Annotated in this window: 13 protein-coding genes; all 13 read left to right on the forward strand. The window is 37.7% G+C overall.

Features of this window, described 5'->3' with window-relative positions:
* Window positions 1–61: 61 nt before the first annotated feature.
* The 13 genes from yabG (at window position 62) to mfd (ending at window position 12547) form a co-directional block, all read left to right on the forward strand.
* Window positions 62–934 carry a sporulation peptidase YabG gene (gene yabG / locus ACFX4N_RS29480; protein WP_025601509.1) on the forward strand — a complete coding sequence of 291 codons (873 nt, stop codon included), beginning with the start codon at window positions 62–64 and terminating at the stop codon, window positions 932–934.
* A 273-nt stretch (window positions 935–1207) separates the two neighbouring features.
* On the forward strand, window positions 1208–1441 hold the full coding sequence (gene veg, locus ACFX4N_RS29485; RefSeq protein ID WP_013054859.1) for a biofilm formation stimulator Veg: 234 nt from the start codon (window positions 1208–1210) through the stop codon (window positions 1439–1441).
* A gap of 194 nt (window positions 1442–1635) precedes the next feature.
* The gene (locus ACFX4N_RS29490) at window positions 1636–1806 is read left to right on the forward strand and encodes a small, acid-soluble spore protein, alpha/beta type (RefSeq protein WP_013054860.1); all 171 of its coding nucleotides are present in this window, start codon (window positions 1636–1638) and stop codon (window positions 1804–1806) included.
* Window positions 1807–2004: 198 nt separating this feature from the next.
* Entirely contained in the window at window positions 2005–2874 is an 870-nt protein-coding gene (gene ispE, locus ACFX4N_RS29495; protein ID WP_013054861.1) for a 4-(cytidine 5'-diphospho)-2-C-methyl-D-erythritol kinase, read from the forward strand.
* Between the two features lie 56 nt (window positions 2875–2930).
* Window positions 2931–3752: a pur operon repressor gene (gene purR, locus ACFX4N_RS29500; RefSeq protein ID WP_013054862.1), complete on the forward strand. Its 822-nt coding sequence runs from the start codon at window positions 2931–2933 to the stop codon at window positions 3750–3752.
* Window positions 3753–3773: 21 nt separating this feature from the next.
* Window positions 3774–4151 carry a RidA family protein gene (locus ACFX4N_RS29505; protein WP_013054863.1) on the forward strand — a complete coding sequence of 126 codons (378 nt, stop codon included), beginning with the start codon at window positions 3774–3776 and terminating at the stop codon, window positions 4149–4151.
* A gap of 155 nt (window positions 4152–4306) precedes the next feature.
* On the forward strand, window positions 4307–4597 hold the full coding sequence (spoVG, locus tag ACFX4N_RS29510) for a septation regulator SpoVG (protein ID WP_013054864.1): 291 nt from the start codon (window positions 4307–4309) through the stop codon (window positions 4595–4597).
* Window positions 4598–4791: 194 nt separating this feature from the next.
* Window positions 4792–6171 (forward strand): bifunctional UDP-N-acetylglucosamine diphosphorylase/glucosamine-1-phosphate N-acetyltransferase GlmU, encoded by a 1380-nt coding sequence (gene glmU, locus ACFX4N_RS29515; RefSeq protein ID WP_013054865.1) that lies wholly within the window; start codon window positions 4792–4794, stop codon window positions 6169–6171.
* Between the two features lie 18 nt (window positions 6172–6189).
* Window positions 6190–7143: a ribose-phosphate diphosphokinase gene (locus ACFX4N_RS29520; protein WP_013054866.1), complete on the forward strand. Its 954-nt coding sequence runs from the start codon at window positions 6190–6192 to the stop codon at window positions 7141–7143.
* 187 nt (window positions 7144–7330) lie between these two features.
* The gene (locus tag ACFX4N_RS29525) at window positions 7331–7960 is read left to right on the forward strand and encodes a 50S ribosomal protein L25/general stress protein Ctc (protein ID WP_057275127.1); all 630 of its coding nucleotides are present in this window, start codon (window positions 7331–7333) and stop codon (window positions 7958–7960) included.
* A gap of 139 nt (window positions 7961–8099) precedes the next feature.
* Window positions 8100–8657 carry an aminoacyl-tRNA hydrolase gene (gene pth, locus ACFX4N_RS29530; RefSeq protein WP_013054868.1) on the forward strand — a complete coding sequence of 186 codons (558 nt, stop codon included), beginning with the start codon at window positions 8100–8102 and terminating at the stop codon, window positions 8655–8657.
* Window positions 8658–8716: 59 nt separating this feature from the next.
* On the forward strand, window positions 8717–8947 hold the full coding sequence (gene fin / locus ACFX4N_RS29535) for an anti-sigma-F factor Fin (RefSeq protein ID WP_013054869.1): 231 nt from the start codon (window positions 8717–8719) through the stop codon (window positions 8945–8947).
* Window positions 8948–9016: 69 nt separating this feature from the next.
* Complete coding sequence (mfd, locus tag ACFX4N_RS29540; RefSeq protein ID WP_057275126.1) at window positions 9017–12547, forward strand: transcription-repair coupling factor; 3531 nt, start codon at window positions 9017–9019, stop codon at window positions 12545–12547.
* Window positions 12548–12679: the final 132 nt, after the last annotated feature.

The following is a 12679-nucleotide window of genomic DNA, read 5'->3' on the forward strand; positions in this document are numbered from 1 at the left end:
CATGAAGTCATAGGCTATGAAGAGAATTTATTTTTGAAGTAGCAAAGACGGAGTGAAGCATATGAACATCAAAATTGGTGATATAGTTACACGACCTTCTTATCAAAGAGATTTGCTTTTTCGTGTTATAGCTATTAATGACAGCGAAGCGGGGAAATATGCGACTTTAATAGGGGAAGACGTTCGGTTGATCGCCGACGCTCCTTGTACAGATCTAGAGGTTGTGGATGCTAAAGAACAGGATCAAAGAAAAAAACAAGAAGAAGAACTTTTAGAAAGATCTTTGGAGCTTATTCAACAGGATTATCGGCTCGTTCGAGAGAAAACTGAATATAGCATGACAAATGGATACAGCCATTCACATCGCTTATTTCAAATTCCAGGAAAGGTCCTGCACGTAGACGGAGACCCTAATTATTTACGTAAATGTTTGTTGGTTTACGAAAAAATTGGTGTTCCTGTTTATGGTGTTCATTGCGTCGAGTCAGAAATGCCGGAGAAAGTTGGAAAGCTAATTGAGGATGTAAGACCCGATATTCTGGTGCTGACAGGCCATGATGCCTATTCCAAAGGAAAAGGAAATAAAGATGATCTCCTTGCTTATAGACATTCCAAGCACTATATTCAAACAGTCCAAGAAGCAAGAAAAAGAGTTGGTAATTTAGATCAGCTGGTGATTTTTGCAGGTGCCTGTCAATCGCATTTTGAATTATTGATTCAAGCTGGAGCAAACTTTGCTAGTTCACCTTCACGTGTAAATATTCATGCGCTTGACCCTGTGTATGTAGTAGCAAAACTAAGTTTTACTCCTTTCACGGATCGTATTAATGTATGGGACGTCTTACGTAATACATTAACGGGTGCTAAAGGTTTAGGAGGAGTAGAAACAAAAGGGCTGCTTCGCACGGGCATGCCTTATGAAAGCGATGAGTAGAAATAAAAACAACTGGTTACAGCATGTACACGCATGATGTGCAACCAGTTGTTTTTTCGTATGAAGCCAAAGTATACGCTTAATTATACAAAATCATTTTCAATATTTGCTAAAGATATACATATTTCGTTGAAAAACGAGCATACTAACAGCGAAATGTAGATTCATGTTGAAAATTATTTATTGACACAATTAGAGATAGATTGTTATAATTTTATGTTTTTGACTATTTTTCTAACATGTGTTACACTATACATAGTGAGGTGGACCAATATGGCGAAAACTTTGTCTGATATTAAGCAAGCGCTGGATTTGCACCTAGGCCAACGATTAACTTTAAAAGCAAACGGTGGTCGTAGAAAAACAGTAGAACGTTCAGGTGTATTAACAGAAACGTACCCATCTGTTTTTATCGTTGAATTAGATCAAGAGGAAAACTCTTTGGAGCGCGTTTCGTATAGTTACGCAGATGTGTTAACGGAAACAGTGCAACTAAAATTTTTCTAAGAATGACATAGGCAATATAGCAAGTGGTGATGAGCAGTGGACATTGGTTTACTGCTTTTTTATTGGTCTTTTTTTCAAATTATATATGCATTATTTTTTATACATACTATACATATCGTCCTCGCGTTTCTTATGTAAAAGAGCGAGGAGATTCATGTTGAAATTTCATTTTATACGTAAAGGAGCCATGTGTAATGTCAAGGCGTAGAGGGATTATGTCATCGAAGCTGAAAGAAGAACTGGCTAAAGAACTTGGTTTTTACGATACTGTACAAGCAGAAGGCTGGGGCGCTATTCGGGCAAAAGACGCAGGCAATATGGTGAAGCGAGCTGTAGAGCTTGCACAGCAGCAGCTAAAGCAATAGCATAGTGAAAATCAATGCTTATACGACTATTTAAAGTGAAATGAGGAAAACCGAAGTGTATAACCGCTTCGGTTTTTTTGTCCCAAAATGAAAGATAAAACAGAGGATTAAACAAAGATGTTTAAATGAACGGCTATATCTTGTTCATTTTATGATAAAATAGCGTTAAACTCGATAAGATGAAGTAGGTGAAGTAAGTTGAAATTAATGGTGAAAGCACCGGCTAAAATAAATTTGTCACTTGATGTGTTACATAAACGTCCAGATGGTTACCATGAAGTTAAGATGATTATGACAACAATTGATTTAGCGGACAGAATTGAACTTTCTGACCGTGAAGATGGACGAATTGTTATCTATTCTCATAATCGCTTTGTTCCAGATGACCAGCGAAATCTCGCTTATCAGGCAGCGCAGATTTTGAAGCGACGTTATAACATTTCAAAAGGTGTAAATATATTAATTGATAAACATATTCCAGTAGCTGCTGGATTAGCTGGAGGCAGCAGTGACGCGGCTGCTACATTACGCGGTTTAAATACGTTATGGGAATTAGGGTTATCATTAGACACACTTGCAGAAATAGGGGCTGAGATTGGCTCTGACGTATCTTTTTGCGTGTACGGAGGGACAGCTCTTGCTACAGGGCGCGGAGAGATTGTAGAGCATATTGAGGCACCTCCAAGCTGCTGGGTAATTTTGGCTAAGCCTGAAATAGGTGTTTCTACAGCAGATGTATATCGAAACTTAAAAATTGAAGAGATGGATCATCCTAAAGTAGATGAGATGGTTCACGCCATACAATCAGGAAATTATGATCAAATGTGTAGCCTTGTAGGAAATGTATTGGAAGCAGTAACGCTGAAAATGCATCCGGAAGTAGCTCTCATTAAAGAACAAATAAAGCGTTTTGGCGCCGATGCTGTGCTCATGAGCGGCAGTGGGCCAACTGTATTTGGACTTGTACAGCATGATTCACGTATGCATCGCATTTATAATGGATTACGTGGCTTTTGTGATAAAGTTTATGCAGTTAGGCTACTAGGTGAACGAATAACGCTTGAATAAATCCGTATGTTAATGTTATATTTACATTACAATATTCGGATTTTCAGGAGGATGTTATGAAGTTTCGACGTAGTGGACGATTAATTGATATGACCAACTATTTCATTCAAAACCCTCAGCGCCTTATCCCTCTTACGTATTTTGCAGATAAATATGATTCCGCAAAATCATCTATTAGCGAAGATATGGCGATTATTAAACAAACTTTTGAACAGCAGGGTATCGGAACTTTGGTTACGCTACCAGGGGCTGCCGGCGGAGTTAAATTCATTCCAAAGATGACGAATGAAGAAGCCGGTCAGCTTGTTCAAGAATTATGTGGGTTGATTGAAAAACCTGAGCGTTTACTGCCAGGTGGATATTTATATTTAACTGATATTTTAGGGAACCCCCGCGTTGTGAATAAAATCGGTCGCTTGTATGCATCGCTTTTTGCTAACCGCAAAATCGATGTGGTGATGACTGTAGCAACAAAAGGTATTCCTATTGCGTATGCGGTTGCTCAGTATTTAGACGTGCCCGTTGTTATTGTGCGCAGAGACAGTAAAGTAACTGAAGGATCGACCGTTAGTATTAACTACGTGTCGGGTTCATCTAAGCGCATTCAAACGATGCTGTTAGCTAAAAGAAGTTTAGCGGTGGGGTCAAATGTACTCATCATTGATGATTTCATGAAAGCTGGCGGTACTGTAAATGGAATGGTTAGCTTGCTTGAAGAGTTCGATGCAACTGTTGCTGGTATTGGAGTTTTAGTAGAATCAGAAGATATTGAAGAACGTTTAGTGGATGAGTATGTGTCCCTTGTACAATTAACAGATGTAAATATCAAAGATAAACAAATTCGTGTACAAGAAGGCAATTACTTAAAATATATTTGATCAAGTAAGGGAGAGGAACATATGTTACAGGTTCAAACAAAAAATGCACCGCAAGCTATTGGTCCATATTCACAGGGAATTGTTGTGAATAACTTGTTTTACAGTTCAGGTCAAATTCCACTTCGTCCAGATGGTACGTTGGTCGAAGGAGATGTTCAAGTACAAGCTACTCAAGTATTTGAAAATCTAAAAGCAGTTCTTGAAGAAGCTGGAGCTTCTCTAAATACAGTTGTAAAGGCAACCGTGTTCATTAAAGATATGAACGACTTCGCAGCGTTAAATGAAGTCTATGGCGACTACTTTGGCGACCATAAGCCGGCACGTTCATGTGTAGAGGTAGCGAGACTACCTAAAGATGTACTTGTTGAAATCGAAGTTATTGCGCTCGTTAAAGGGTAATTAAATTAACAAATTTCTAACAAAAAGCAAGTAACTTCCAATTGTTCACTTTTTTTGCGAAAATTTTCTAAAAATTTTTTCTGAATAGCAGGAAAACACAAAATTCTGTGGAATTAAGTATGTAAAGCTTCGCATAGAAAAAGGTGGTGAACAAGATGGAAGTAACTGACGTAAGATTACGCCGCGTGAACACTGAAGGACGTATGAGAGCGATTGCTTCAATCACATTAGATGGTGAATTTGTTGTTCATGATATTCGTGTGATTGATGGTAATAATGGCTTATTTGTAGCCATGCCAAGTAAACGTACACCGGATGGTGAGTTCCGTGATATTGCACATCCAATCAATTCAAATACTCGCGGAAAGATTCAAGATGCTGTTTTAGCAGAATATCATCGTTTAGGTGAGGTAGAAGTTGAATTTGAAGAAGCGGGTGCTTCGTAAACATATGATACATTAAGAGTCTACTGAAAAGTAGGCTCTTTTCTTTTTGATTACCACTTATATAATTTCACACCTTTGTAAAACTTTAGCATTACCAAAAAATAAAATTCATGACTTATAAATGATTCCTTGAAATGCTGTCATTTTTGATATAATATTCTTAATGGATAAAAAGGTAAAATTGGAGGCCTGTTATGTCAAAAAGATATGCAGTCATATTGGCAGCTGGTCAGGGTACACGTATGAAGTCATCTTTATATAAAGTGTTACACCCTGTGTGTGGCAAACCGATGGTGCAACACGTAATTGATCAGTTATCACGTTTGGATTTAACAAATTTAATTACAGTTGTAGGTCACGGTGCCGAAAAAGTGAAATCACATGTTGGAGATAAAAGCTTATTTGCTTTACAAGAAGAGCAGTTAGGAACAGCTCATGCAGTAATGCAAGCAGAATCTTTACTTGCACATGAAAAAGGTACGACAATTGTTGTATGTGGAGATACTCCGCTTATTACAGCTGAAACAATTGAATCTTTATTAAAGCATCATGAAGCAACAAATGCAATGGCAACTATTTTAACAGCTCATGCAGAAGATCCAACAGGATATGGACGCATCATTCGAAATGAACAAGGGTCTGTTGAAAAGATTGTTGAGCATAAAGATGCCACGGAACAAGAGCGTCTTGTACAGGAAATTAATACTGGCACGTATTGTTTTGATAATGAGAAATTATTTGAGACACTTTCAAAAGTTTCAAATGATAATGTACAGGGAGAGTATTATTTACCTGATGTTATCGAAATTCTAAAAAATGAAGGTCAAATTATTTCTGCATATCAAACATCCGATTTTGCTGAAACATTGGGCGTTAATGATCGATTTGCTCTGTCTCAAGCAGAAGAAACAATGAAAAAGCGCATCAACAAGCAGCATATGTTAAATGGAGTGACGATTGTGGATCCTTCTAACACGTACATTTCAGCAGATGCTGTCATTGGCAGAGATACGTTTATTTATCCTGGTACGGTTATTCAAGGAACAGTTGTAATTGGAGAGAATTGTGAAGTAGGACCTAACAGTGAAATTAAAGACTGCAAAATAGGTAATAATACTTCTATTCGCCATTCTGTTGCTCACGATAGTGAAATTGGTCACGAAGTCACAATTGGCCCATTTGCACATATTCGTCCTCAATCATTAATTGGAGATGAAGTGCGCGTAGGAAACTTTGTGGAAATTAAAAAAGCATCTTTTGGCAAAGGTAGCAAAGCTTCTCATTTAAGTTATATTGGAGACGCAGAGGTCGGAAAAGGTGTAAACTTAGGGTGCGGATCTATTACAGTTAACTACGATGGGAAAAATAAATTTTTAACAAAGATTGAAGATGGGGCATTCGTAGGATGTAACTCAAACTTAATTGCACCTGTAACAATTGGTGAAGGCGCCTATGTTGCAGCTGGTTCAACCGTAACGGATGATGTGCCAGGAAAAGCATTATCAATTGCTCGTGCGAAACAAGTAAATAAAGAAAACTATGCTGAAAAGCTTGATATTAATAAAAAATCCTGACGGAGGTTTCACAATAAAATGTCAAATGTATATGCTGATGAAAATTTAAAGTTATTTACGCTAAATTCAAACAAGGCTTTAGCTGAAGAGATCGCAAAAGTAATTGGTGTGGAATTAGGTAAATGTTCGGTTGATCGTTTCAGTGACGGTGAAATTCAAATTAACATTGAAGAAAGTATCCGTGGTTGTGATGTATTTATCATTCAATCAACAAGTGCTCCAGTTAACGAACACTTAATGGAATTATTAATTATGATTGATGCATTAAAACGTGCATCAGCTAAAACAATTAACATCGTTATGCCTTACTATGGCTATGCTCGTCAGGATCGTAAAGCTCGTGCACGTGAACCAATCACTGCCAAATTAGCAGCAAATATCATTGAAAAAGCGGGAGCTACTCGTATTATCACATTAGATTTACATGCTCCTCAAATTCAAGGTTTCTTCGATATTCCAATTGACCATTTAGTAGGTGTTCCAATTTTAGGTGAATACTTCAAGAGTAAAAACCTTGATGACGTTGTTGTTGTATCTCCGGACCACGGTGGCGTAACGCGTGCTCGCCGTTTAGCGGAACGTCTAAAAGCGCCGATCGCTATCATTGACAAACGTCGCCCACGTCCAAACGTAGCAGAAGTTATGAACATTGTTGGACAAGTGGAAGGAAAAACAGCAATCTTGATTGATGACATGATTGATACAGCTGGTACAATTACAATTGGTGCAAGTGCATTAATTGAAGCAGGTGCAAAAGAAGTATATGCTTGTTGTACACACCCAGTGCTTTCAGGCCCTGCGATTGAGCGTATTCAAAACTCTACAATCAAAGAGCTAGCTGTAACAAACTCTATTGCTTTAACAGAAGATAAGAAAATTGATAAAGTAACAGAACTTTCAGTAGCTCCGTTAATCGGTGAAGCGATTATTCGTGTTCACGAAGAGCAATCAGTTAGTACATTATTTGATTGATAAATAGAACCTCTTTCCATTTGGAAAGAGGTTTTTTTGAAAAAAATTTAAATGTGCTAACCCTTGATTTTAAAGCGCTTTGGACGGAATGACCAAAGATATATTACTGTTCAAACTGGGTTTCATGTTTAGCAACCTTCTAAAAAGGGTACATTTTAAGTAGAAAACATACTGGAAGGTGAATAAAATGAGTATTTCAATTCAAGCAAATAAAAGAACGGATTTCAAAAATTCTACAAATAGAAAGATTCGCGACGAAGGAAACTTCCCAGCGGTTGTTTACGGAAATAAAACAGAATCCACACCTATTTACTTAAACAGTGCTGATTTTATTAAGACTATTCGTGAAGCAGGACGCAATGGAGTGTTAACATTACAAGTGGATAAGCAAAAATATTCCGTAATGTTACATGATATTCAAACTGATCCATTAAAAAACGAAATTGTCCACGCCGATTTCCAAGTGGTCGACATGAAGAAAGAAATTGATACTGAAGTTTCTTTATCTCTAGTAGGAGAAGCAAAAGGAACAAAAGAAGGCGGCGTATTACAGCAGTCTCTATATGAAATTTCATTAAAAGGCTTGCCGCAAGATATCCCATCATCTATTGATGTAGATGTATCAGATTTAGGAATTAATGATACAATCACAGTAGCGGATATTAAGGTAGATAAAAAGCTAGAAATTACGCATGGTGCAGAAGATACAGTTGCTTCTGTACTACCTCCTCAACAGGAAGAAGAGCCGGACAGCGGCGAAGTTCAGGATGCTGAAGGCGATGTTGAAGCAACAAAAGAAAAAGATAACGAAGAATAATATAAAAAGACGTAACCAAAAGGTTACGTCTTTTTGTGTGAATTGATTATAATAAAAGTGATACTATATAGTAATGTAAAACATTAAAGACATTTACCTATTATGTACAACTTACATAGAGTGGAAAGGAGTATCTATTTTGAAATTAATCGTTGGTTTAGGAAATCCTGGAAAAGAATATGACCGTACTCGTCATAACATAGGATTTATGGCAATTGATAAAATTGCTGAACAGTTTATGATTTCATTAGATAAAACAAAGTTTAACGGAATATATGGAACAGGTATAATAAAAGGAGAAAAAGTCATATTATTAAAGCCTCTAACATATATGAATTTATCAGGAGAAAGTATTCGCCCGTTAATGGACTATTTTGATATAGACGTCGAAGACTTGCTTGTTATTTACGATGACTTAGATTTACCGTGCGGAAAAGTAAGATTGCGTACAAAAGGAAGTCCGGGCGGCCATAACGGAATAAAATCAATTATTCAGCATTTAAAAACCCAAGAGTTTAACCGAATTCGTATTGGAATTGATCGTCCGAAAAACGGTATGAAAGTAGTTGATTACGTACTAGGGCGCTTTACAGAAGATGAAATGGTTCATATGGAAGAAGCGATGAAAACGTCTGTACACGCGAGTGAAGATTTTTTAGGTAAAACGTTCTTAGAAGTAATGAATCGCTATAATTAAGTAGAATAAAATTTCTCTCAATCGTCCATACTAACACTAAAAGATTTGGGAGGATTTGTATGTCTATTCATTATTTCTGTAGACATTGTGGCGCAAAAGTCGGTATGATAGAAAAGACAGCTCACAATACAGAAGCACTCGGTTTTAATCACCTAACCGCAGATGAACGAAAAGACTTTATTCACTACCATAATAGTGGAGATATCGTGGTTAAAATTATTTGTGAAGACTGTCAAGAAGCGCTAGAACGAAATCCAGACTATCATCAGTACGAAACATTTATACAATAAAAAGCTTTGGTCTCAAACCAAAGCGTTTTTCTGTTTAGTTTAGACATATCATGGGAGGAGGGAATTCCTTTGCGAGGGATTAGACAGCAATTTGAAGAAAATAAAGAAATTGGAGCTGTTGTCAGCAGTTTAGAAGAAGGTTTGAAAGAACAGTTAGTAACGGGAATTTCCGGTTCAGCTCGATCTGTATTAATGGCACTCTTAAATGAGGATAAAAAATACCCCTTATTAGTAGTGACTCATAATTTATATCAAGCTCAAAAAGTGTATGAAGACCTTTTGCATCTTTTACCGGAAAAAGACGTTTTCTTATACCCTGTTAACGATTTAGTTGCTACAGAAGTGGGGATTGCAAGTCCAGAATTAAAGGCTCAGCGAATTGAAGTACTCAATTATTGGAGTCAACATACAGGTGGAGTAGTTGTAACACCGCTTGCAGGAATTCGAAAGCTGCTGCCTCCTAAAGCAAGATGGGAGCAAACGCAGCTGCCGTTTCAAATGGGAATTGACATCGACGTTGATCATTATTTAAAAAGGTTAGTTGAGTTGGGTTATGAGCGGGCATCGATGGTTTCAGCTCCGGGTGAGTTTAGTGTGCGCGGAGGAATCATTGACATTTATCCGTTAACAGAAGAGCTACCTGTCCGAATTGAACTATTTGATACGGAGATTGATTCCATTCGTACTTTTACAATCGAGGATCAACGCTCTCAAGAGCAGTTAAAAGAAATTTCAATCGGCCCTGCTACGGAAATCATTGTGAACCCAAATGAAGTGGCCCAAGGAATTGAAGAACTAGAAGCACAGCTGGCTTCGACGCTGCAACAAGTGAAAAACGCAGCGCTAAAAGCTACCTTAACAGAAAATATTAAAGGTGAAATCGAACAGCTGCGTCAAGGTCAACTTCTTGAAAATATGTTCAAGTATTTATCATTCTTCTACGAATCGCCTGCTAGTTTACTAGATTATTTACCAGAAGGCGGCCTTGTCATCTTTGATGAGACAACTCGAATTCAAGAAACGTCTGATCAGCTTGAAACAGAGGAAGCTGAATGGATAACAGAATTATTAGGACAGGGGCAAATTGTTCGAGACGTTCAATTATCTCATAAGCTCCCATCGCTTATTCAGCGAGCAAAACATCAGTTTTTATACTTATCGTTATTTTTGAAGCACGTATCGTATACGAGTCCGCAAAATATTATTAATATTTCATGTAAGCAGATGCAGCAGTTTTACGGCCAAATGAACTTATTAAAAAGTGAAATTGAACGTTGGAAAAATGCTAATTATACGGTAGTCCTCTTAGGAGCAGATAAAGAGCGCGTGAAAAAACTCGAAGGTGTGCTAGCAGATTATGATATTGATTCATCTATTTTAGATGGAAATGGTCAGCTTGTGCCAGGTCTTGTTCAAATTATTGAAGGCGATTTACAAATGGGCTTTGAACTGCCGATGCAAAAATTAGCTGTTTTAACCGAGGAAGAATTGTTTAAAAAACGGGTAAAGAAATCAAAGCGTCGTCAAAAGCTTTCCAATGCAGAGCGTATTAAAAGCTATTCAGAGTTAAACGTAGGTGACTATGTCGTTCACGTGAACCACGGTATTGGCCGTTATTTAGGAATGGAAACGTTAGAGATTAACGGTAATCATAAAGATTATATCCATATCAAATATGAAGGCTCTGACAAGCTGTACGTTCCTGTTGAACAGATTGATCAAGTACAAAAATATGTAGGCTCTGAAGGGAAAGAGCCAAAAGTATATAAACTTGGCGGAAATGATTGGAAGAAAGTGAAACGAAAAGTTGAGTCTTCTGTTCAAGACATCGCTGATGACTTAATTAAACTTTATGCAGAGCGTGAAGCAAGTAAAGGTTATGCATTTTCCCCAGATGGCGATTTACAGAGAGAATTTGAAACAGCTTTCCCTTATCAAGAAACCGAAGATCAGCTTCGTTCTGTACAAGAAATTAAAAAGGATATGGAACATGAAAGACCAATGGATCGTCTGCTTTGTGGAGACGTTGGATATGGAAAAACAGAAGTAGCCATTCGTGCTGCCTTTAAAGCTGTGACAGATGGAAAACAAGTGGCTATTTTAGTGCCAACCACTATTTTAGCTCAGCAGCACTATGAAACCATCCGTGAGCGTTTTCAAGACTATCCAATCAACATTGGGCTATTGAGCCGCTTTCGCAGCCGTAAACAGCAGCAAGAAACAATTAAAGGGCTAAAAAACGGGACCGTAGATGTAGTGATTGGTACACATCGTTTACTATCTAAAGACGTGGTTTATAAAGATTTAGGATTGTTAGTTATCGATGAAGAGCAGCGTTTTGGTGTAACGCACAAGGAAAAAATCAAGCAAATGAAAGCAAACGTTGATGTCCTTACACTCACAGCAACACCTATTCCACGAACATTACATATGTCTATGTTGGGCGTAAGGGATTTGTCTGTTATTGAAACGCCGCCTGAAAATCGTTTTCCGGTTCAAACATATGTAGTGGAGTATAATCCGGTTTTAGTTCGTGAAGCGATTGAGCGTGAGTTAGCGCGTGATGGCCAAGTTTACTTTTTATATAATCGCGTAGAAGATATTGAACGAAAAGCAGAAGAAATTTCGATGCTCGTGCCTGATGCTAGGGTAACGTATGCCCACGGAAAAATGAATGAAACCGAACTCGAAGCGGTTATCTTAAGCTTTTTAGAAGGCGAATATGACGTGATTGTGAGTACAACCATTATCGAAACAGGAGTAGATATTCCCAATGTAAATACGCTTATTGTTAATAATGCTGATAAGATGGGATTATCACAACTGTATCAATTAAGAGGGCGTGTAGGTCGTTCAAATCGCGTGGCATATGCGTACTTTACGTATCACAAAGACAAAGTACTGACAGAAGTAGCTGAAAAGCGTCTGCAAGCTATTAAAGAATTCACCGAATTAGGTTCTGGTTTTAAAATTGCTATGCGTGATCTTTCAATACGTGGTGCCGGAAACTTACTGGGTGCTCAGCAGCATGGATTTATCGATTCTGTCGGTTTCGATCTCTACTCACAAATGCTTAAAGAAGCGATAGAGGAAAGACGCGGGTCTGACGGAGAAAGTGTAAAATTTAATGTGGAAATGAATCTGGATTTAGACGCGTATATTCCTGATCAGTACATTACAGACGGCCGCTTGAAAATTGAGATGTATAAGCGCTTTAGAGGAATTGAAGGACTAGAGGATATTCAAGAATTGCAGGATGAAATGATTGATCGTTTTGGAGAGTATCCGGCTGAGGTTGAGTATTTGTTTAAAGTAGCTGAAACAAAAGTATATGCAACGCAGAACTTAGTAGAATCTATTCTTCAGTCAAAACAAGAAATTTCTATTCTGCTGTCTGAAGAAGCAAGCTCAACGGTAGACGGCCAAAAATTATTCATGCTAGGTGATCAATTTGGCAGAATGGTCAGCTTAGGTATGGAAGGCAAGAAAGTAAAATTAGTGGTTAATGTAAAAGGACTTGCTCAAAAAGAATGGCTCAATATTGTGTATCAGTTAGTAAAAGGAGTAGCCACTGTTAAAAAAGAACAAGTTACGAATTAAAACAGGCAAGACAAAAGTATTTTAGTTAAAGGAAAATCCGAACGATGAATTGAGGTTCTTGATAAAGAATCCAACTCGTTCGGATTTTTTTATTGATATGGTGAACGCAGGTTTCATGTATGTGGCTGCTTC

It is taken from the genome of Priestia sp. YIM B13551 (assembly GCF_042787905.1).
Taxonomy (GTDB): domain Bacteria; phylum Bacillota; class Bacilli; order Bacillales; family Bacillaceae_H; genus Priestia.